This is a genomic window from Achromobacter sp. FW305-C-28 (assembly GCF_058783235.1).
In genome coordinates this window covers 89,774-111,250 of record NZ_JBYSYL010000008.1, presented here as the reverse complement: position 1 = coordinate 111,250, position 21,477 = coordinate 89,774, and the positions used below count along the sequence as shown (strand labels likewise).

Here is a 21,477-nt window from a genome sequence, read left to right as displayed (position 1 = left end):
GCCGTGCGAGGGGCTCAAGACGTAGTTGTCGAGCCGCGAAGACGGACAGGCAGACCGCGATTACCCGGAAAGGGAAGTCGTCGGCGTTCAGGCGAATTGACGGATGGCAGACACGGTTGCACTCGGAAAGAAAGGGGTTGAACAGCAGGGCGCAATCCTAAGGCTGTGCGGGACCGGGTGTCAATGCCGCGAGACGGCGCTGTTGTCCGCCAGACACGAAGCGGCCAAGGATCATGCATGAGTTCAGACCATCCCGGCTTGCATGCGAAGGTCGATGAGCGGACAGGCCGCCATGCTGGCAGGCACATCGACGCATTTGCCCGCGACAGATGAAATCAAGCTGGATGGCTCGTTGACGTTCACGTTGCAATATCTTTGACCGCCGATGCAGGACGATGCCACGTCGTGACGTGGCATCGTCCTGTCGTCGCGAGCCGTCTAGAACCGGTAGCGTGCCGAGAGCACCGCCGAGCGGCCATCCCCATATTCAATGGCCGACGATCGCGAATCGTTGCCCAGCGTCTGGCGCACCCGTTCGACATAGGCCTTGTTGGTCAGGTTGTCGACGTTCAGCTGCAGCTTGAGATTGCGGTTCACGTCATACGAAGCCATGACGCCATGCACCCAGTAGGGGTCCAGCTTGCCATCGCCCTGCGAGGTGACGTTGCGTGACCCCACGTAGCGCGCGCCGTAGCCGACCGTCCAGCCCGCGGGCAGGGTGTAGCTGGTCCACAGGCTGAACGAATGCCGCGGCGTATTGCCCAGGGCCTGGCCCTCGCGGGCGGGCTGCGAAACCGATGTGCGTGTTTCGCTGTCCAGCAGGGTGTAGTTGGCGAACACATCCCATTGCGGCGTGACCTTGCCCGAGGCGTTCAGCTCCAGGCCTTTGACGCGTTGGGCGCCGGCGAGGACGTAGCTGCCATCGGCCAAGGATTCACGCGCGTTGGTCTTGTCGACCTGGAACAGCGCCCCGCCCAGGGCCAGTCGCTGATCCAGCACTTCCCATTTGGTGCCCAATTCCACGGTGCGATTCTTTTCCGGCGCCAGGCTGCTGGTGGCCTGGTTGAAACCATTGCCGGTCGACACCAGATATTCGGCCGACGGGTTGAAGGACGTGCCATAGGCAAGGTAGATGCGGCCGTGCTGGGTGGGCTTGAAGGTCAGGCCCGCGCGCGTGCTGAGCTTGCGGTCAGTGCTGCTGTTGTCGACGCGGGCCCCATTGACGGGTCGATTCGAGGCTTCGCCGTCGATCCAGTCATACCGCAACCCCACGTTGACATCGAACATCGAGCCCAGCGCGATGGTGTCCATGGCATAGAGTGCGCGGGTTTCCAGGCTGGTCAGGGTTCTGGCCGAGGTCCGCTTGTCGGTGGGGCCGTCCCAATGGCCGGGCGGGTTTGCCAGGGAATAGCCCTTGGCCGGAAAGCGCGACGTGATGTTGTAGGAATAGGTGGTGCGATCGTAGGTTTCGCGGGACAGCTCCAGGCCCGTGACCAGGGTATGGCCCAGCCCGAAGGTATCGAACTTGCTGGTGAGGTTGGTCTGGTTGATCCACATGTCGGTGACCGAATCGCGGCCATACGCCTGCGGCCCGGCCGGTTTGTAGCGGCCAGGGGGCAGGCCGCGCAGGTTCGCGTGCGACGCCGACACGACGGTGTCGCGGTCCAGGCGGGAGTAGCGCGTCAGGTTCTCGATCTTCAGGTTGGACGAGAAGTCGTGTTCCAGCCGGGCGGTGATGGCATCGGATTGGATCTTGTCCTGGTCCAGATTGCGCCAGCCGAAGTAGGCCGAGCGCGAGACGCCGTCCAGCTTCCTGCCGTTGAGCGCCGGCACGCCGTAGTCGGGCAGGTTGTCGTCGGCTTGATGCAGATAGCTCAGGGTCAGCCGGGTCGGTCCGTTCATGCCCAGGGTCAGCGACGGCGCCACGCCCCAGCGCCGCTTGTCGATCCGGTCGCGGCCGGGCACGTCGTTGCCATGGCCCATCAGGTTCAGGCGGAACGCGCCGAACCCTTCGGTGCCCAGGGTCTGGTTCGTATCCAGCGTCAGCCGCTTGTAGCGGTCGGTGCCCAGGGCCGCGTCGACCTGGGTGAAGCTTGAGGCCTGCGGCCGCTTGGTCACCATGTTGATGCTGCCGCCGGTGGTGCCGGCGCCGCCGAAGACGGAATTCGGGCCCTTGATGACTTCGACCGATTCCAGGTTGAACAGGTCGCTGCGGCTGGTCTGGGCGCTGTCGCGCAGGCCATCGAGCTGCATGTTGGCGTTGGCGCTGAAGCCGCGGATATTGATCGAATCGCCGGAGCCGCCGCCGCCTTCGCCGGCGTTGAAGGTGATGCCCGAGACGTTGGACAGCGCCTGGCGCAGGCTCAGCGCGTTCTGTTCGTCCAATACCTGGCGCGGCACCACGGTGATGGTCTGCGGCACGTCCAGCAGCGGTACGGCATATTTGGCCGAACTGGCGTTGTCTGTCTTGGAGCTGTTGATGGCCTGGCCGGTGACGGTGACGGGCGCCAGCTGCACGCTGGGCTGGGCGTCTTCCGCCATGGCCTGCGCGGGCGCGGCGAGCGTGGCGGTGGTTGCCAAGGCGGAGACAAAGCAGAACCGGGGGGCCAGCGTGCTTGTCTTGATGTCAGGCGAACTCATGAAGCGATCCTTTAAATAATAACAATTTGCATTCGCGTTGTTATTAACGGATCAATCAAGTGGGCGGGCAATCAGAACATTCTGATTTTTCTGGAGCGTCGGCAAAAAGTACTCAGTTTGCAGACTGATCCTATGTTCTGTGCCCATGCCGAGGGGGGCGCCCGCTCGTTCCTGAGCGCGGGTTCGGGGCAAGGAGGCAGCGCATTCCGATTCCTGAACGCGGCTGCCGCTTGGGCATGCAGGCAGGCCGCCGCTACAGCCGCGTCACCTGCAACACCGCATCGGCGAACGCCTTGGGCGCTTCCTGCGGCAGGTTGTGGCCGATGCCGCCGGTGATGTCGCGATGCTGGTATTTGCCGGTGAACTGCCTGGCGTACGCCGAGGGGGGCGGATGCGGCGCGCCGTTGGCGTCGCTTTCCAGGGTGATGGTGGGCAGGGTGATCCTGGGCGCCACGGCCAGGCGGCGTTCCAGCTCGTCGTAGCGCGCTTCGCCCTGGGCCAGGCCCAGGCGCCAGCGGTAGTTGTGGATCACGATGGCGACGTGGTCGGGGTTGGCGAAGGCCTTGGCGCTGCGCGCGTAGGTGGCATCGTCGAAATCCCATTTGGGCGAGGCCAGTTTCCAGATCAGCCTGTTGAAGGCGTCCAGGTTGGCGGCGTAGCCGGCCGCGCCGCGTTCGGTGGCGAAGTAGAACTGATACCACCATTGGAATTCGGCTTCGGGCGGCAGGGGTTTGCGGTTGCCTTCCTGGCTGCCGATCAGGTAGCCGCTGACCGACACCAGCGCCTGGCAGCGCTCGGGCCAGAGCGCGGCCATGATGTTGGCGGTGCGCGCGCCCCAGTCGAAGCCGGCGATGACGGCCTTGGGGATCTTCAAGGCGTCCATCAGCGCGATGATGTCGACGGCCACCACGGCCTGTTCGCCGTTGCGGGCGGTGTCGGCCGATACGAAGCGGGTCGAACCGTAGCCGCGCAGGTGCGGCACGATGACGCGATAGCCGGCGGCGGTCAGTTGCGGCACGACATCGATGAAGCTGTGGATGTCGTAGGGCCAGCCGTGCAGCAGGATGGCGACCGGGCCGCCCGCCGGACCGGCATCGACGTAGCCGATGTCCAGGTCGCCGGCGCGGATCTGGCGGATGGCGCTGAACGTGGTTGCGCCCGGGGAACGGGCGCCGTTGTCGGCGGCGGGCTGAGCCACGGCGTCGGCGTTCAGTCCCAGGTTCAACAGGCTGGCGCCGGCCAGCGCCGAGGTGGTGCCGAGCAGGCGGCGGCGTTGGGGGTCGATAAGGTCCGGCATGACGATTCTCCAAGAGGGGGATGGGGTCGGGCTGCAGCCGTGTTGTAGCCAGCCTGGGGCCGGGTTGGGTGTCGCAATGTATGAGCGGAGGGGGCGGATACAAAACGACGTGAATCTCGCGGGATGGGAGGCATCGCCGGGGGCGCGAGCCGCAAAGCGGGACACGCGCGGCCGGGCCGCGAGGCATCCCGGGGTTGGTTTCGGGTTGTGTATTGCGCGCCGGCTTGGCATGATCCGCGCCATGGCAATGGACCTCGCTTCCCGTTCGAATTCTCTGCATGCTCGCGGCCGCGCCGCCGTTCGGCTGGCGCTGGGGCTGGCCGCGCTGGTGGGGGCGGCCTATGCGGCGACCGCCGTGATGAAGATTCCGCCGCCGCCGCAATTGCTGCGGCTGGAGGTGTCGGCGCCGTCGCGCCGCGGCGATCTGTTTCCCGTCCGCGAAGTGACCGCGCCGGTGCAAGCGTCCGCATTGCCGTCCCGCCCGCTGCCCATGCCGGCAACCGTGCCCTGGAAGGGCGGCGAATGGCCGTTCGCCGAGTTCCTGCCAGGCACCGCCACCAACGCGTTCGTGGTGCTGCGCGATGGCGAGGTGGCCTACGAGTGGTACCGGCCGGGCGTGGACGCGTCCACCCGGCTGTCGTCGTGGTCGATGGCCAAGTCTGTTGTGTCGCTGCTGGTGGGACAGGCGGTTGCGCGCGGCGAAATCCGCGAAGACGACCGCCTGACGGCGCTGCTGCCCGAGCTGGCCGGCGCGGGCGACTACGACCGCATCACGCTGGGCCAGTTGCTGGACATGGCCTCGGGGATCAACGTGGCGGAAAACTACCGGCCGTATTGGCCCTTTACCGGTACGGCCCGCATGTACCTGACCCGCGATCTGCCCGGCTACGTGCGCACGCATCGCGAGATGCATTTCGCGCCGGGCAGCCAGGGCGACTACCGCAGCATCGACACGCAATTGCTGGGCATGGTGCTGACCCGGGTGACGGGCCGGCCGCTGGCCGACCTGCTGGCCGAACGCCTGTGGCGACCGATGGGGGCAGAGACGGCCGCGACCTGGAACCTGGATACGCCGGGGGGCACCGAAAAGGCGTTCTGCTGCCTGAATGCCACGGCGCGCGATGTGGCGCGCATCGGCCAGCAGGTGCTGGACGCAGGAAGCGGCCACAGCGTCATTCCCCCTGCGTGGGTGGCGCGCATCGCCCGGCCGCCGACGCATCCGGTGGACGGCTGGGGCTATTCGGCGCAGTGGTGGCAACGCGATCCGCAAGGCAGTCCGGACTTCGCGGCGGTGGGCATCCACGGCCAGTACCTGTACATCGATCCGGCCAGGCGCGTGGTGATCGTGAAGCTGAGCGACTACGGGGAGAATCAGGACGAAAAGGAAACCTACGACGCGCTGCGCGCGATTACAGGATCCCTGCCGTCAACGCCTTGAGCGTGGCGGCCGCTCGGGTCGAGCATTCCAGTTTTCGGAACACGCTTTCCACATGAGTACGCACGGTGCTGGGGCTGATGTTCAGGGCGCGCGCGGCTTCCTTGTTGCTGGCGCCCAGGCTGATCTGGCGCAGCACGTCCAGTTCGCGTTGCGACAGCGACGAGGCCGCGCGGCGCGGGGCGGCGCTGGCGTCGCCGCCGGCCGCGGCGATGGCGGCTTCGGCAACAAGGGTGTCGTAGCGGCCGGCGGCGGCGTCCTGGCGCAGGATGCGGGCGGCATCCGGCAAGGCATGGGCGGGCCGCCACGGGCGGTCTTCCAGCAGGGCCTGCAAGGCCACGGTGGTGGCCAGCACCCGCTGCGGCAGGGTCAGCGCGGCGCCTGATGCGCCCCGGAAATAGCCGCTGCCATCCAGCCGCTCGTAGGCGTAGGACGCCAGGTCGGCGGCCTGGCTCAGCCCCTTGATCTGGCGCGCGGCGCGGGCGGTCCAGTAGGGCATCAGGCGCAGCTGTTCCCATTGGTCGGGCGTGAGCGGGCCGGGCGTGTCCCACAGCCGGTTCGGCAAGGCGGCGCGGCCGATGCCGTGGACCAGGGCGGCGGCCTGCAATTGCGCCTGCGCGTCGCCATCCAGGTCGAGCCGGGCGGCGGTCTGCACGGCCAGCGCGGCGACGCGGCGCGAGTAGCCGGCCAGCCAAGGCAGCTTCAGTTCGGCCACGTCGGCCAGCAGGGTCAGGGATGCCGGGGCGTCGGCGCGGCCGTCGGCCAGGTGCCATTGGGTGGCATCGGGCGGCGCGGCGTCGATGTCGTCCAGCCAGACCGGCCCGTGCTGCACGGCCAGCGCGGCGATGTCGGCGGGGTACTTGGCGCCGGCCTGGCGCCGCAGGAAGTCCAGCGCGCTGTCGCGACCATGCGCGCGGCTGAGAATTTCCAGGTCGCTGGCGGCGTTGACGATGAAGGCCGCGCGCGAGACGTCGGCGCCGTCCAGCGCTTGCGGCATGCCCTTGCCGTCGTAGCGTTCGAAGGCGTGGCGCAGGCCGATCACCACGGCTTGCGGCATGCCCAGGCTGACGGCGACGTCGCCCGAGATTTCGCAGTGGATCAGCGCCAGCGGCACGATCATCGATTGCGTGCGCGCGTCCAGCGGCGGCAGGGTCTGCGCCATCATGGCTTCGCGCGAGGCGATGTCGTCGCCCAGCAGTTCGGCAAAGCCGCCCGCGTTGGCGGTGCAGCCGGACCAGCGCAACAGGGCCACGGCGCGGGCATGGTTCTGGCCGGCGGCATCGGCGCCCAGCGCGGCGGCCAGCAGGCCGGCCAGACAAGCGGTGCGGCGTGAATGGTCGGTGGCGCGGCCCATGCTCAGGTCGCCGACGAACGCCATGGCCAGCACGGCGTCGGTGAGTTCAATGGCGCTAGCGGCGGTCATGGGGCGGGCGATGTGAGGGACGGGCGCATCGGTCAATCAACCGATACCGGGGCGAAGGCGGCAAGACGACACTGGCAGCCAGCTAACGCCGCGTCGGTGTTCGGCACCCAAGCAAAAGGAATTTCCATGAAGCGCCATATTATCGCAGCCTCCCTGTTGGCAGCCGGCCTGTTGGCCGGCGCGGCATCGCAAGCCCAGGCCGCCCAGCCGTCCGTCGTGATCGTGCACGGCGCCTTTGCCGACGGCTCGGACTGGGCCAAGGTGGTGGCCCTGCTGCAAACCAAGGGCGTGCAGGTGCAGGCCGTGCAGAACCCGCTGGAATCGCTGGCTGGCGACGTCGCCGCCGCCAACCGCGCCATCGACAATCAGCCGGGCAAGGTGGTGCTGGTCGGCCACTCGTGGGGCGGCACGGTGATTACCGAAGCCGGCAAGAACGACAAGGTGGCCAGCCTGGTCTACGTGGCGGCCTTTGCGCCCGACGCCGGCCAGTCGGTGGCCACGCTGACCGACGGCACACCCAAGGCGCCGGGGTCGGACAGCATCGCGGCCGACAGCCATGGCTGGCTGAGCCTGTCGCCCAAGGGCCTGGCGCGCGACTTCGCGCAGGACGTGCCGGCCGAGCAGGCGAACGTGATGGCGGCGACGCAGGGGCCGATCAAGGCGTCGGCCTTTGCCGAGCCCGTGTCCGTGGCGGCCTGGAAGACCAAACCGTCGTACTTCGTCGTCAGCCAGCAAGACCGCATGATTCTGCCGGCGCTGCAACGCCAGATGGCCGCCCGCATCAAGGCCAAGGTGACCGAGCTGCCGACCAGCCACGTGCCGCAGCAATCGCGCCCGGCGGATGTGGCCCGGGTGATCCTGGACGCGGTCGCCAGCGTGAAGTGAGCGCGGGCCGCGAAGGCGCCCTAGAAGCCGGACGCGAGCTGCTTGAGTGACTCTATCTTGAGCACGTACAGCTCGCCGCGCCGGTCTGAAATGGTGCCTTCGCGCCGCCACTTGGAAAAGATGCGGCTGAGCGTTTCCGCCCGCATGCCCAGCTTGACCGCGATCTGCGAGTGGCTCAGGGGTAGTACCACCGGCTGATTGGCCTGGGGCTTGCCCGCGCGCAGCACATATTCCGCCAGCCGCTCTTCGGCGGAACTGGACGTGAGCCAGTCGATCTGGTCGGTGTGGTGGCGCACCAGGTTGGCCGCGTGCGACAGGACGCGGCAGGCAAAGCGCGCGTCGTCCAGGCACAGCTGGCGAAAGGCGTCGCCCTGCAACAGGCAGCCAATGCCGGCGGTGCGGGCGCGCACGCTGTGCAGGTGGCGCGGCGCGGCTTCGAACAGCGCCAGCACCGACAGCCAGCCGCCCGGCCCGACGTGGCCGAAGACCTTGTCGCCGCCGTCGGCGGTGTAGCGCAATCCCTGAACCGACCCTTCGCACACCAGCAGGCACGAGGTGGCCGCCTGGCCTTCCGAGAACAGCGTGTCGCCTGGCTCGAACCGCAGCCAGCGGCTGCGTGCGGCCAGCGCGGCCAGGGCGTCGTCGGTCACGCCGCCGAACCAGGGATGCCGGCGCAGGGCGTCGACCAATAGTGACTGGGACGAATTGACAATAGTCATTTGAGGCGGCGGGGCAGGCGCTTAGAATTAAATAAGATTGATTCTTATTTGTAATGGTACCACCACGGCGTCCGGCCAGCCCGGCGCCCGCCCGCACATCGCTTCCTCCCATGGCTATCTCATTTCTGCGCAGGGCCGCATTGGCGGCGCTGTTCCTGTCGCCGGCTGCCGTCCCGGCGGCCCCGGTCGCGTTCGTCGACATGCTGGGCAATCCGGTGTCGCTGGCCGGGCCCGCCCGCCGCGTGGTGACGCTGCCGATGCCGGCCGGTTCATTGATGATTTCATTGGACGGCGGCGTGGCGCATCTGGCGGGCATGCATCCCAACGCCTACGCCCTGATGCAGGGCGGCCTGTTGGCGCGCCTGTTTCCGGCGCTGGCCCAGGTGCGCACCGATATCACCCGGTCAGGCTTCGCGCCGAACGTGGAAACGTTGCTGCAGATGCAGCCGGACCTGGTGTGGCAGTGGGGGCATATGGGCGACGACCTGATCGCGCCCTTGCGCAACGCCGGCCTGCCGGTGGCGGCGCTGGTGTACGGCACCGAGGCGCGCAGCCGTGAATGGATCCGGCTGATGGGCCTGTCGCTGGGGCAAGAGACGCGTGCGGCGGCGCAGCTGGCCTGGCGCGAGCAGGTGCGCGGCGAGATCGCCGCGGTGACCGTCCGGCTGCCGGCGGACCAGCGCCCGGGCGTGCTGTACCTGGCGCGCTATGCGCCGCAACTGCGGGCGTCGGGCGCGGGCACCAGCTTCGACGACGACATCCGCCTGGCCGGCGGGCGCAACGTGGCGGCCGCCATCGGCAGCGGGCAGACCATCAACATCGAGCAGATCATGGCCTGGGCGCCGGACGTGATCCTCTTGAACAATTTCGAGCCGGGCCTGACGCCCGCGATGCTGTACCAGGACCCGCTGTTTGCCGATATCCCGGCCGTGCGGCATCACCGCGTCTACAAGATTCCCGCGGGCGGCTACCTGTGGGACCCGCCCAGCCAGGAATCGCCGCTGTACTGGCAGTGGCTGGCGCTGCTCTTGCACCCGGACCGCTTTGACTGGCCGCTGCGTGAGCACATCGCGCAGGCCTATGGGCAGCTGTACGGCTATCAACCGGACGCGCGCGCCATCGATGCCGTGCTGCACGTCGACCAGAACCACGGAGCCGTCGGCTATGACCGCCTGCGTTGAGTCTTCCCCGGCGCGCCTGGCCGCGCCCAGCCGTCGCCTGGCCTGGCCCTGGCTGCTGATGCTGGCGGCATTGCCGGCGTCGGTGCTGGCGGCGCTGTGCGTGGGCCGCTATCCCTTGCCGCTGTCGCACGTGTCCAGCGTGTTGGCCGGACTGGCGTTGCCCGATGGGCTGACGGACTGGCTGCCGGCGGTCAGCAGCGCCGAACACCGCGTCGTGTTGCAGGTGCGGCTGCCGCGCGTGCTGCTGTCGGTGCTGGCCGGGTCCAGCCTGGCGCTGTGCGGCGCGGCCTTGCAGGGCGCTTTCCGCAATCCACTGGTGGGGCCGCAGATACTGGGCATCTCGTCCGGCGCGGCGTTTGGCGGCTGCGCGGCGATTCTGCTGTTCTCGTCGCTGTGGGCGACGCTGGGGCTGGCCTTCGCGGGCGGCCTGCTGGCGGTGGCCATCGTGTACCTGCTGGGGCGCACGCAGGGCCGTACCACCATCCTGATGCTGGTGCTGGCCGGCGTGGTGACCAGCGCGTTCTTTTCGGCGCTGATCTCGCTGGCCACATATTTTGCCGACCCCAACGACAGCCTGCCGGCCATCGTGTTCTGGCTGATGGGCAGCTTCGCCACCGCGTCCTACGTCAAGCTGGCGGCGGCCGCGCTGCCGATCGCGTTGGGCATGGGGCTGCTGTATGCGCTGCGGTTCCGGATCAACGTGCTGTCGCTGGGCGACGAGCAGGCCAGCGCCATGGGCATCGCCGTCGAGCCGCTGCGCTGGGTGCTGCTGGGCTGCGCCACGCTGGTGGTGTCGGCCAGCGTGGCGGTGTCGGGCACGGTGGGCTGGGTGGGGCTGGTGGTGCCGCACATCGCGCGCATGCTGGTCGGCCCCGATCACCGCGTGCTGCTGCCGGCCAGCGCGCTGCTGGGCGGCACCTACATGGTGTGGGTCGACACGGTGGCGCGCAGCGCCACCAGCGCCGAGATTCCGCTGGGCGTGATCACCGCGCTGATCGGCGCGCCGCTGTTCGCCTGGCTGCTGCGCTGCACGCAGGGCAGGGGGGCGCACCATGCTTGAACTGGAAAGCCTGGCGGTGCAGGCCGGCGGCCGCCGGTTGCTGTCGGACCTGTCGCTGCGCCTGCCCGCCGGGCACATCCTGGCGGTGCTGGGGCCGAACGGCCGCGGCAAGACCACGCTGCTCAAGACCGTGCTGGGATTGCAGCCCGCCGCGGCCGGACGGGTGCGCCTGCAAGGCCACGCGGCCTACGTGCCGCAGCGCACCGATGCGCTGTTTGCCTACGACGTGCTGGCGATGGTGACGATGGGCCGCGCCCGCCACCTGCGCTGGTATGCGTCGCCCGGCCCGCGTGACCGCGAGATCGCCTACGAGTGCCTGCGCGCCGTGCGGCTGGAACACCTGGCCGAGCGGCCGTTCCAGGCCTTGAGCGGCGGCGAACAGCAACTGGCCTGCATTGCGCGCGCCATGGCCAGCGCCAGCCCCGTGATCGTGCTGGACGAACCCAGCGCCGCGCTGGACCTGCACAACCAGGACATCATCCTGTCGCTGTTGCGCCGCCTGGCCCGTGAACAGGGTCTGGCCGTGGTGTTTTCCACCCACCAGCCGCAACACGCGCAGCACATCGCCGACCAGACCCTGCTGATGCACACGGACGCCTGCGAGGTTGGCCCCACGGCGCAGATGTGTACCGACGAGCGCCTGTCCCGCCTGTATCGCCTGCCGGTGCGCGTGGCCACGCTGGCGGGTGAGGGCGGCCAGGTGCGTGGCGTGATTCCCCTTTTTCGCTGAGTGAAGATGCCCCCCATCGTCTACCTGAACCACTGGAGCGGCAACGGCCCCGCCGCGCTGACGGGCGGCGCGGCGCCGCTGGCCGAGGCCCGCCCGCTGTACGAGCTGGCGCAATGGGACCTGACCCGCGTGCGGGCGTTGCTGGTGCCGGCCAATGTCGACCAGCGCTTTCTGCTGACGCAGCGCGACCGGCTGCAAGCGTATCTGCTGGCAGGCGGGGCCATGGTGTTCAACGGCCACGTGGCCTATCCCTTCCTGCGTTGGCTGGCGCCCTTCGTGCCGGGCGCGGCGCGCGGCCTGGACGGCCTGCGGGTGCATCGTGCGGCCGATCATCCGGTGTTCGACGGCGTGCAGGACGAACACCTGACCTTCCGACGCGGCGTGGCCGGCTTCTATGCGCGCGGCGGCCATCCGCCGCCCGAAGGCGCGCAGGTGCTCAATACCTTGGGGCCCGATGCCCTGCCGGTGGACTGGGTGCTGGCGCTGCCCGGCGGCGGCCGCCTGCTGGCGCATGCCGGCAACGACCTGTGGATGTATGCCGGCAGCACGGATACCGCCGGACGCATCGTGCCGCAGTTGTTCGCCTGGTTGCGCGGGGATGCGGCATGACGCGGCGCACGCCTGTGATCGCGGCGCTGGACGCCGGCACCTACTACCACGACCGCACGTTCCAGACGCCGGACCTGGCGCCGTATTTCGGCCGCCGCATCTACCTGCCCGAGCTGGACGACGCCGCGCTGGCCGATTGCGATGCGCTGATCGTGTCGTGCCGCACCCACCCGGACCTGCTGGTGGCGCAGCGCGCGCGCTTTGCCCGCTTCCTGGCCGCGGGAAAGACGCTGGTGGCGATGGGCGAAACCGCGTCGCACCGCTGGCTGGACGGCGTGCAGTGGACCGATTGCGAAGTGAATTTCTGGTGGTGGAAAACGCCGGGCGCGGATTCCGGCCTGCGCGTGGCGCGGCCCGAACATCCGCTGTTTTCCTACCTGACGCTGGCCGATGTCACCTGGCACCAGCACGGCACCTTCACGCCGCCGCCGGGCGCGGTGTCGCTGATCGACAAGGCGGGCGCCGGCTCGGTGCTGTACGAAGACACGCACAGCACGCCGGGCCGGCTGATCGTGACGTCGCTCGACCCGATGTACCACCACGGCAGCTACTTCATGCCCGCCGCCAGCCGTTTCCTGCGCGGCTTTCTGCCCTGGCTGAAAGATTCCACTCCCGCCGCCTGAGGCGGCCCCGTTTCGACCCTTGGTTGTCTTCGTATGCCACGTCCTTTCCCGCTCTCGCCCCTTGCCCGCGCCCTTTTCCTGGCCGCCGCGGCCGCCGGTACGCCGGCCTTTGCCGCCGACACGCCGCAATTGCCCGCCATTCAGGTCACCTCCGACAGTCCGGCCGACGACGGCCGCCTGCATGCCCTGGGCGCCACGCCCGCGCCTGCCACGATCGACCACAGCGTGACGCAGTCCGTCACGGTGATCGATCGGCAGGACATCGACCGCATCAACACGTCCAGCACGCTGGACCTGCTGGGCCGCGTGCCCAACGCCACCGTCAGCCGCAGCGGCGGCATTGCCGGCACCGTCTTCCTGCGCGGCCTGAACACCAACGACATGCGCGTGCCGATGTTCATCGACGGCGACCGCTTCCGCGGCCGCAACACGCTGCAGTTCATGTTGATCAGCCCCACCGAGATCGAGCAGGTCGAGGTGGTGCGCGGCCCGGACTCATCGCGCTTTGGCAGCGACGGCCTGGGCGGCCTGATCAACTTCGTCACCAAGCGCGGCCACGGCAATTTGACCCAGCCGTTCAGCCTGAACGGCGGCGAGGCCTCGGTGACCTACAACAGCAACGGCCACGGCGTGCTGAGCAACGTGGCGGTGGAAGGCGCGGGCGACGGCTTTGACCTGCGCGTCTACGCCACCGGCCGGCGCGCCAGCAACTACGACAGCGCCACCGGCGAAGTGCCCAACAGCGACTACCGCGGCGCCGGCGGCGGCATCGTGCTGGGCTACATGCCCGACGCCAGGCAGCGCATCGAAGCCAGCGCGCGCGTCGCCTACGTGAAAGACGGCGCCGCCGGCACCGTGCCGGCCTACCCGGCCAGCAGCAGCCGGCGCGACCCCAACCGCGTCAAGCAAGGCCGCCTGGCCTATACCGGCCAATTCGACGGCGTCATCCGCGACCTGAAGGCCAGCGTCTACGTCAACGAATTCAACACCGTGCAGGCCACGCACAACCAGACCAACCCGGCGCGGGTGGTCGACAGCCGCACCAATGTGATCGGTCCGGTGGTGTATGGCGGCAGTGTCGCGGCCACCGTGCCATGGGCCCAGACCAACACCACGTTCGGCCTGGACTTCATGCACGAACGCCGGCCGGGGTCGGAAAGCCGCAGCGACACCACCGTGGTCCGGCCCAACGGCACGTCCACCACCACCAGCACCGCCTACACCAAGGGCGGACCGAACCAGTACCAGACCAACGTCGGCGCCTTCGTCACCACGGAATGGAAGCCCGCGCCCAAATGGACGCTGACGGCCGGAGGACGGTTCGATTGGTTCCGCTCTGACGTGGACCTGGACGCGCTGCCGTCGCCCAACCTGCTGCCGGCCTTCAAGGCCGCGCAGAACAACACGCAGACCGCCACTACCGGCAGCCTGGGCCTGTCGTACCGCGCCACCGAAGTGGTCGAGCTGCTGGGCAGCGTGGGCACGTCGTTCCGCATGCCGTGGACGTCGGAAATGTTCAGCGCCGGCTACACCGGCACCAGCTACACCATTCCCAACCCCGCGCTGAAACCCGAACGCGGCACCACCGTCGAAGCGGGCACCCGCCTGCATTTCGACACCGCCACCGTGGGCCTGACGGCGTTTCGCAGCGACTACCGCGACTTCCTGGAGAACGCCACGACGTCGTACCAGGGCCTGCCCGCCACCCAGCGCCGCAACGTCGGCCAGGCGCGCATACAAGGCGTGGAATCGGACTGGCGCTGGCAGCTGACGCGCGCCGTCAACCTGTACGGCAACGCCAGCTACCTGCATGCCACCAACCGCAAGACCGACCGGCCGCTGGCCTCCATTGCGCCGCTGAGCGGCCTGGTGGGCCTGCAGTACGTGGGCGCCAACGAGGCCTATGCCCTGAGCGGCGAGGTGCAGTGGGCCAAGGGCCAGAGCCGCTACGACGCCCGCACCGAGTACCCGGCCGCGGGCTTCGGCGTGGTCAACCTGTATGCGCAATTGCAGCTGGACAAGCTGGGGCTGCCGCAGGCGGGCAACACCCAGGTGGTGGTGGGCGTGAACAACCTGTTCGACCGCGCCTACCGCACCGCCGCCACATCGTCGAACGTGGCCTACGCCATGACGGACCTGAACCCGTTGCTGGAACCGGGCCGCAGCTTCAGCGTGACGCTGCGCACGCGATTCTGACGCCTTGGGCATGCGGGCCTGACGCGCGCTTGATGCCTTTCTGACCTGCTTCATCGATGCGCTTTTGACGCGCTTACCGCCGGCCGCCGCGCGCGGCCGGCATTTTTCCTGCTTTTCTGGAGACAGACTCATGACCATCCCGACCATTCCCGCCGGCAGCGTGCTGCGCGTACAGGGCGAAGAAGGCCCCATCCCGATTCCGTTCGACGCCGTGATGGCCTACCACGGCCATGGTGCGCTGGCCATGCTGGCGCTGGTGTTCCAGGGCCTGCGCGGGGCGCTGGCCCGGCTGGAAGCGGGCGGTGACCCGGTGGCCAGAAGCGAACTGAGCGTGGTCAGCGGCCACCCCGGCCCCGGCGTGCGTGACGCGTTCGAATTCGTGACGCGCGCCGTCACGCGCGGCTGTTACCAGGTGGACTTGTCGTTGCCCGAGGCCCGCTACAGCGCCGCCGCCGACAAGTCTTACAGCTTCTGGCTGCGGCGCGGCGACCGGGCCGTGCAGGCGGTGCTGCGCGAAGGCGTGCTGCCGCCGGAATTCTTTGCCTTGCTGGGCAACCCGGTGCCAGCGGCGCAGCGTGAGCATGCGGCCTTGCGGGCGCGGATCGCCGAGCGGGTGCTGGCGCAGGCGCCGGAGGCGCTGTTCGTGTTTGGGGAAAGGCAGCTGTAACGGCAGGGGGCAGGGGCATCCCAGCCGGTGGACTGCCCCCAGATTACCGATTAGTTATTTCAGGGAACCGTAAGCATTCGGCAAGGTCCATAGCAACGGGCCTGCCGTCGGCCGGCCCGCTTACCGGATCGAGGAAGACCCCCTATGTTTGGATTTGGAATTGCCCTGGCCGTTCTTGGCGCCGTATGCCTGCATGCGGCCTATGGCACGCACCGCGCCGGCTGCGAACGGCGCGACACCTATGCGCTGGCGGGGCTGGGCGCCGTGGCGGCCGGCGGCAGCGCGCTGTTGCTGGTCTAGACAGCGCCGCCACGGCCCGCCGTGGCGGCGGCGTCTGGTCACCAGTAGTACTTCACCGATGCCACCACCGTGCGGCCATTGCCGTACATGCACACGCCGTACGACTGGCAGCCGCTGACGTATTGCTTGTCGAACAGATTCGCCGCATTCAGGGCGAAACGCCAGTTGGGCATCTCGTAGTGCAGTCCGGCGTCGTACACGGTGTAGCTGGGGATCTTCAACGAGTTGTCCGACGCGCCCGCGGCCGAGCTTTGGTAGCGCACGCCCGCGCCCAGCCCGAAGCCTTCCAGCGGCCCGGTGCGCCAGGTCCAGTCGCCCCACAGCGAGGCCATCTGGCGGGGACGGGGAATGTCCACCGGCCACTTGCCTTCGGTGCCGTCGTTGGCCTGGGTGATCTTGACGTTCTGGAACACGTACGCGCCGACGATGGACAGTTCAGGCGTGATCTTGCCCACCGCGCTCAATTCCACGCCCTGCGACCGCACCGCGCCCGTCTGCACATAGGTGCTGCTGGTGGGGTCGGCCGGGTTGGTGGTGACGACGTCGGTCTGCTTGATCTGGTAGACCGCCGCGTTCAAGGTCAGGTTCTTGCCGTCGGGCTGCCAGCGCAAGCCGGCTTCGACCTGCTCGCCCTTGGTGGGCTTGGCCCACGAGCCATCGGCCAGGCGGGTGTTGGATACCGGGTTGAACGACGTGGCGTAGCTGACGTACGGCGACAGGCCGTAGTCGCCCAGGTAGGTCAGGCCCACGCGGCCCGTGAAGGCCTGGTCCAGTTGCGAGGCGCGGGTATCGGCTTCGCGGTCGGTCTGTTCGGTCTTGGCCCAGTCCTTGCGGCCGCCCAGCGTCAGTACCCAGCGGTCCCATTTGATCTGGTCCTGCGCGTACAGGCCCACCGAATTCATGGTGGTGTAGGTGTCGGTGCGCGGATAGGCGTTGTCGCCGTAGAAGATCGACCGGTTGATCGGCGTGTAGACGGGGTGGTACAGGTTGAGCGACGGCGCCAGCGCCAGCCATTCGCTGTCGGTGGTGGACTGGCGGCTGTATTCCAGGCCGGTCAAGAGCGTGTGCTCCAGCGCGCCGGTGCGGAATTTGGCCTCGGCCTGGTTGTCGACGTCGAAGCGGCTGTAGTTGAACTGGAAGATGCCGGCGTAGCGCGTCATCGACTGCATGGTCGGATCGCTTTCGTCCAGGCCGCCGCCATAGACCGAGCGGTCATTCAGTTGCAGGTGCATCAGTCGTGTGTTCTGGCGCAGCGTCCAGACGGAATCGAGCTTGTGCTCGAGCGCGTAGCCGACCGACCACTGCTTCTTGTGGTAGTAGTCGAAGTCCGGTTCGCCGGTGTAGAGATCGCGCGAGATCTTGCCGTTGGGGTTGCTGATGACCGTGCCCTGGGCGGGTAGGAAATTGCTGGACGTGTCGCCCCAGTCTTCCAGGAAAGTGGCCGACAGCGTCAACGTGGTGGCGGCGCTGGGCTGCCAGCGCAGCGACGGGGCGAAGACCACGCGCTGGTCTTTGTTGGGGCCCGACTGCGCATTGCCGTCGCGGCCCACGCCCAGCACGCGGTACGACAGCGTGCCGTTCTCGTCGAGGGTGTCGCCGATGTCGAAGCTGAGCTGCTTGCGCGCATAGTTGCCGACCTGGGCCTCGATTTCGCGGGTGCGTTCGCCGTTGGCCAGTTTGCTCTGCACGTCGACGATGGCGCCAGGGTCGCCCTGGCCGTACAGCACCGAGGTCGGCCCGCGCAGCACGGTGATGCTGTCGATCAGGTAGGGGTCGACCCGCCAGCTGGCCAGGTTGAGCGTGTTGGGCACTTGCAGGCCGTCGACATAGGCGGTGGGCGTGAAGCCGCGCAGCGCCGAATACCAGTCCGAACGGTTGTCCGAGCCGTAGCTGGAAAAGCCGGGCACGTAATGCAGGGCCTGGTTGATGTCGGTGGCGCCTGTCATCTCGACCTGCTGCGCCGTGACCACGTTGATGGTTTGCGGAATCTCATTGAGCGCCGTGTCGGTCTTGGTGCCCGTGCGGCTGCGGCGCGCGACCAGGCCTTCGACGGCTTCGCCGCGCGCATCGCCGTAGACGGACACGGCGGGCAGCGTGGCGGTGTCCGAGCCCGGCTGCTGCACCACGGCGGTATTGCCGTTGATCCTGGCGGCCAGCCCGGTGCCGGCCAACAGCCGGTCCAGCGCCTGTTGCGGCGTCAAGGTGCCGTTGATCGCGGGCGCGCGGCGGTTCTGCACGGCCTCGGGCAGGTAGTAGATCTGCAGGTTGGTCTGGCGGCCCAGCTGCAACAGCGCCTGCGCCAGCGGCTGGGCGGGGATGTTGACCTTGACCGCGCCGGCGGCCTGGGTCCGCGCCTGCGCGTGGGCGGCGGGCGGCGCCACGGCCAGCGCGGCGGCAACGGCCAGGGCAAGGGGGGCGAGGGCGGCGGTCAGGGGGGCAGTGCGGCGTAGGGCGTAAGGCCTGGCGGGGGTCACGGTCACGATGGGCTCATTGGGGGCGGCGGATCGGGGCGATCCGGCCGACGGGTCATGCGGGGCAAACCCCGCTTACTGGCTATGAGCGAATCGGCGGGCAAACCCCGTAATGATTCTCAACTAAAAATTGATACTAGTTGTATCAACGGGCCGCGATGTCGCTGCCGCCATCGGCGCGCGGCACGATGCGCACGGGGATCAGCGCGGGCAGGGCGGCCAGGAAGCCGGCGGTGTTGTCCACGTCGAACACGCCGGCAATGCGGATGCCGCGCAGCGCGGCGGCCACGCGTATCGGCTGGCTGCGGTAGCGGTTGATCTCGTCGACCACCTGCGCCAGCGGCACGTTGTCGAACACCGCCTTGCCCTGGCGCCAGGCGGTCAGCGAGGCGACGTCGACGGATTCGACACGCAGCGCATCGCCGCGATGGGCCACGGTGACGCCTTCGCCGGCGGTCAGTTGCGCCAGCTGGCGGTCCCACCATGAACCGGTCGAGACTTCGACCGAGCCGGATTCGACGGCGACCGTCAGCCGTTCGCGGTCGTAGCGCACGTTGAAGCGCGTGCCGGTGACGCGCACCCGGCCCGCGGCGGTGCCGACGATGAACGGGCGCGCCGTGTCGTGCGAGACCTCGAACATGATTTCGCCTTCCTGCAAGGCCACGTGGCGTTCGTTGCGGGTGTAGCGCACCTCGGCCTGGGTGGCGGTGTTCAGCGTCAGCACCGAATCGTCCTGCAGCGCGATCTGGCGGCGTTCGCCGCGGCCGGTGGCGTAGCGCTGCTCGAACAGGGTTTCGACCGGCCACCAGAGCGGCCAGGCCACACCGGCCGCGGCGGCGGCGCCGGCAGCGGCCAGGCCCCAGGTCAGGCGGCGCCGTTGCGGCGAGACCGCGCGCGGCGGGGAGGGCCTGCGCGTGGCGTAGGCGCGCAGGTCCTGGTCGGGTACGGCCTGGGTCAGGCGCCAGACGTCCAGCATTTCCTGGTAGGCGCGCTCGTGCGCGGCATCGGCGCGGCGCCAGGCCTCGAACTGCCGCCGTTCGCCGGCCGTCATCAGGCCGCCCTGGTCGCGGGCGAACCAATAGGCCGCGGCGTCCAGGGTGTCCCCAGGCAGGTTCGAAACGTCAGAGTGGTCCATGGTGCTCCCGTGCCGGCATCAGCGCATCGCGCCGTGCCCCATGGGATTAGACAATCTGGCGGCGAAAGTCCGTAATCTCATCGCGAATAGGCGTGCAGGCGGGTGTGAAGGTGCCGCATGGTGCGGGTGAGGTGCTTTTCGACGCTGCTGACCGACAGCCCCAGGTGCGCGGCAATCTCGGGCACGGTCCAGCCTTCCAGCCGGTGCCAGGCGAATACCGCGGCGCAGGGTTCGGGCAGCTCATCCAGCGCCTGGCGCAGCGCGTTGGACAACTGGGCCGTGCGTGCGCCGGCTTCGGGGCCGTCCTGGGCGGGGAGTTCGTCTTCGTCCAGGTCTTGCAGCGGGATGGCGGCGGCGCGCTGCTGCTTGTGATGCTGGTTGACCAGCCCGTGGTAGACGCTGCGATGCAGGTAGGCCCGCGGATTGCGGATCGCGGACACATCGCCTTCCAGCAGGTTGGCAATGGCGTCGTGGGTGGTGTCTTCGACGTCGCCCGCCGCGTGTCCCTTGCGCTTCCATGTGCCCAGCAACTCGCGATAGTAGGCGAGCCAACCGTGTTCGGCGGGGCGGGTCCGGCGCATGCGGGGGCAACGGGTAAGGGACGAAACCGCGGATTATTGCAAATAAAAATTATTCTTGTAAAGCCAAGGGCAGGCGGCAGTGACGGCTGCCCTTGGCGGCGGGGCGGAAACGGCGGGCGCTCGCGCGGCGCTCGCGCGGCGCCCGCATCCATCCCCGTCAGTGCGCCCGGCTGTGTTCGGCCGTCAGTCCGCGGCCGCGTTGGCGGGCGGCTTCGCGTTCGGGCGTCGGCAGGTACAGCGCGCACAGGAAGTTGGCGCCCGCGATGAGGGCGAACATCAGCGCCATCGGCTGCCAGGTCAGGCCGAAGGTGTGCGCGACCCACAGGCCCACCAGCGGCGTGGTGCCGCCAAAGATCGCGCCGCACAGCTGGAAGCTGAGCGAGATGCCCGTGTAGCGCATCTCCACCGGGAAGGCCAGCGGCAGGTAGGGGGCCAGCACGGCGTAGTAGGCACCGATCAGGAAGATCGCCGTGAGAATGCCGATAGCGATGTTCTGGATGTCGCCGGTCAGGATCAGCATCATCATCGGCACGGACCAGAGCGTGCACAGCGCGGTGACCCAGATCAGGAAGCGGCGCTCGCCGATGCGGGTGGCGATGTAAGAGGCGATCGGAAAGCTGATCAGCTCGACCACGCCGGCCCAGGTCACCACGTCCAGGATCTGGCTGCGCGTGATCTTCAGGTAGGTGGTGGTGTAGGTGATCATCAGGGTGGTCACGAAGTAGAACCCCGAGATGCCGAGCAGGCACAGGCCGATGCCCAGCAGCAGCGCGCGCTTGCGTTCGCGCAGTACCAGGCGGATGGGCGCGGTGGCTTCCTTTTTCTGCGCCTTCAGGCGGGCTTCGAGTTCCGGGCTTTCGTTGACGCCGCGGCGGATGATGAAGGCCACCAGCACCAGCACGCCGCTGATGATGAACGGCAGGCGCCAGCCCCAGGACAGGAAGTCTTCCTTGGGCAGGTCGGACACCAGGCGGAACACGCCGGTGGCCAGGATCAGGCCGATGGGGCTGCCGTATTGCGGCGCCGACGCCAGGAAGGTGCGCCACTTGGGGGGCGCGTGTTCGGCGGCGATCAGCACCGCGCCGCCCCATTCGCCGCCCACCGCGATGCCCTGCACCAGGCGCAGCGCCACCAGCAGCACCACGGCGGCCAGGCCAATGGAATGATATGAGGGCAGCAGGCCGATCAGCGTGGTGGCCACGCCCATCAGCAGCAGCGTGATGACCAGGCTCTGCTTGCGGCCGAAGCGATCGCCGACGTGGCCGAACAGCACCGCGCCGACGGGCCGCGCAAAGAAGCCGATGGCAAAGGTGCCCAGCGAAGCCAGCGTGCCCATGAAGGGGTCATTGGTCGCGAAGAACACATCGCCGAACACCAGGGCGGCCGCCGTGGCATAGCAGTAAAAGTCGTACCACTCGATCATGGTGCCGAAGAAAGCCGCGGCCGCGGCGCGGACGGGCTGCTTGCGGCCTGTGGAGTCGTTCATGGAAGGAATTCCCCTTGTTTTTTCGCGGCTGCCGAACCG

Annotated in this window: 18 protein-coding genes; 10 read left to right on the top strand and 8 right to left on the bottom strand. The window is 68.5% G+C overall.

Translation table 11 applies throughout. The features are described 5' to 3' along the window. Positions 1 to 438 precede the first annotated feature (438 nt). Both AC3WMR_RS19820 and AC3WMR_RS19815 read right to left on the bottom strand, forming a co-directional pair. A complete protein-coding gene (locus tag AC3WMR_RS19820; protein WP_492264671.1) occupies positions 439 to 2,640 on the bottom strand; it encodes a TonB-dependent receptor in 2,202 nt (733 codons plus the stop codon). 253 nt (positions 2,641 to 2,893) lie between these two features. Beyond that, positions 2,894 to 3,937 carry an alpha/beta fold hydrolase gene (locus tag AC3WMR_RS19815; RefSeq protein ID WP_492264672.1) on the bottom strand — a complete coding sequence of 348 codons (1,044 nt, stop codon included), beginning with the start codon at positions 3,935 to 3,937 and terminating at the stop codon, positions 2,894 to 2,896. A gap of 241 nt (positions 3,938 to 4,178) precedes the next feature. On the opposite strand from AC3WMR_RS19815, the gene AC3WMR_RS19810 reads away from it, so the two are divergent. Then, positions 4,179 to 5,375, top strand: a complete 1,197-nt coding sequence (locus AC3WMR_RS19810) for a serine hydrolase domain-containing protein (RefSeq protein WP_492264673.1) — start codon at positions 4,179 to 4,181, stop codon at positions 5,373 to 5,375. On the opposite strand, the gene AC3WMR_RS19805 is transcribed toward AC3WMR_RS19810, so the two are convergent. Next, positions 5,347 to 6,795 (bottom strand): HD domain-containing phosphohydrolase, encoded by a 1,449-nt coding sequence (locus tag AC3WMR_RS19805; RefSeq protein ID WP_492264674.1) that lies wholly within the window; start codon positions 6,793 to 6,795, stop codon positions 5,347 to 5,349. The two genes, AC3WMR_RS19810 and AC3WMR_RS19805, sit on opposite strands and share 29 nt — an antisense overlap. A gap of 126 nt (positions 6,796 to 6,921) precedes the next feature. Here AC3WMR_RS19805 and AC3WMR_RS19800 point away from each other — a divergent pair, with 126 nt between their 5' ends. Next, a complete protein-coding gene (locus AC3WMR_RS19800) occupies positions 6,922 to 7,680 on the top strand; it encodes an alpha/beta fold hydrolase (protein ID WP_492264675.1) in 759 nt (252 codons plus the stop codon). Positions 7,681 to 7,700: 20 nt separating this feature from the next. On the opposite strand, the gene AC3WMR_RS19795 is transcribed toward AC3WMR_RS19800, so the two are convergent. Then, a complete protein-coding gene (locus AC3WMR_RS19795; protein ID WP_492264676.1) occupies positions 7,701 to 8,399 on the bottom strand; it encodes a Crp/Fnr family transcriptional regulator in 699 nt (232 codons plus the stop codon). Between the two features lie 110 nt (positions 8,400 to 8,509). Between AC3WMR_RS19795 and AC3WMR_RS19790 the strand changes: the two genes are divergently transcribed. The 8 genes from AC3WMR_RS19790 (at position 8,510) to AC3WMR_RS19755 (ending at position 15,765) form a co-directional block, all read left to right on the top strand. Continuing rightward, the gene (locus AC3WMR_RS19790; RefSeq protein WP_492264677.1) at positions 8,510 to 9,580 is read left to right on the top strand and encodes an ABC transporter substrate-binding protein; all 1,071 of its coding nucleotides are present in this window, start codon (positions 8,510 to 8,512) and stop codon (positions 9,578 to 9,580) included. Next, on the top strand, positions 9,564 to 10,640 hold the full coding sequence (locus tag AC3WMR_RS19785; protein ID WP_492264678.1) for a FecCD family ABC transporter permease: 1,077 nt from the start codon (positions 9,564 to 9,566) through the stop codon (positions 10,638 to 10,640). Before AC3WMR_RS19790 ends, AC3WMR_RS19785 begins: the two co-directional genes overlap by 17 nt. Next, the gene (locus AC3WMR_RS19780; protein ID WP_492264679.1) at positions 10,633 to 11,370 is read left to right on the top strand and encodes an ABC transporter ATP-binding protein; all 738 of its coding nucleotides are present in this window, start codon (positions 10,633 to 10,635) and stop codon (positions 11,368 to 11,370) included. The genes AC3WMR_RS19785 and AC3WMR_RS19780 overlap by 8 nt, the downstream gene beginning before the upstream one ends. Positions 11,371 to 11,376: 6 nt before the next feature. Next, positions 11,377 to 11,979 carry a hypothetical protein gene (locus AC3WMR_RS19775; RefSeq protein ID WP_492264680.1) on the top strand — a complete coding sequence of 201 codons (603 nt, stop codon included), beginning with the start codon at positions 11,377 to 11,379 and terminating at the stop codon, positions 11,977 to 11,979. Continuing rightward, the gene (locus AC3WMR_RS19770; RefSeq protein WP_492264681.1) at positions 11,976 to 12,602 is read left to right on the top strand and encodes a hypothetical protein; all 627 of its coding nucleotides are present in this window, start codon (positions 11,976 to 11,978) and stop codon (positions 12,600 to 12,602) included. The genes AC3WMR_RS19775 and AC3WMR_RS19770 overlap by 4 nt, the downstream gene beginning before the upstream one ends. 33 nt (positions 12,603 to 12,635) lie before the next feature. Continuing rightward, entirely contained in the window at positions 12,636 to 14,798 is a 2,163-nt protein-coding gene (locus AC3WMR_RS19765) for a TonB-dependent receptor (protein ID WP_492264682.1), read from the top strand. 130 nt (positions 14,799 to 14,928) lie between these two features. Next, positions 14,929 to 15,465: a hypothetical protein gene (locus AC3WMR_RS19760; protein WP_492264683.1), complete on the top strand. Its 537-nt coding sequence runs from the start codon at positions 14,929 to 14,931 to the stop codon at positions 15,463 to 15,465. 144 nt (positions 15,466 to 15,609) lie between these two features. Further along, on the top strand, positions 15,610 to 15,765 hold the full coding sequence (locus tag AC3WMR_RS19755; protein ID WP_492264684.1) for a hypothetical protein: 156 nt from the start codon (positions 15,610 to 15,612) through the stop codon (positions 15,763 to 15,765). 38 nt (positions 15,766 to 15,803) lie between these two features. Here AC3WMR_RS19755 and AC3WMR_RS19750 read toward each other — a convergent pair whose 3' ends face one another. The 4 genes from AC3WMR_RS19750 to AC3WMR_RS19735 form a co-directional block, all read right to left on the bottom strand. Further along, positions 15,804 to 18,002 (bottom strand): TonB-dependent siderophore receptor, encoded by a 2,199-nt coding sequence (locus AC3WMR_RS19750; protein ID WP_492264760.1) that lies wholly within the window; start codon positions 18,000 to 18,002, stop codon positions 15,804 to 15,806. A 379-nt stretch (positions 18,003 to 18,381) separates the two neighbouring features. Next, entirely contained in the window at positions 18,382 to 19,371 is a 990-nt protein-coding gene (locus AC3WMR_RS19745; protein ID WP_492264685.1) for a FecR family protein, read from the bottom strand. A 77-nt stretch (positions 19,372 to 19,448) separates the two neighbouring features. Next, positions 19,449 to 19,952: an RNA polymerase sigma factor gene (locus tag AC3WMR_RS19740; RefSeq protein WP_175217802.1), complete on the bottom strand. Its 504-nt coding sequence runs from the start codon at positions 19,950 to 19,952 to the stop codon at positions 19,449 to 19,451. 157 nt (positions 19,953 to 20,109) lie between these two features. After that, on the bottom strand, positions 20,110 to 21,438 hold the full coding sequence (locus AC3WMR_RS19735) for an MFS transporter (protein WP_492264686.1): 1,329 nt from the start codon (positions 21,436 to 21,438) through the stop codon (positions 20,110 to 20,112). Positions 21,439 to 21,477: the final 39 nt, after the last annotated feature.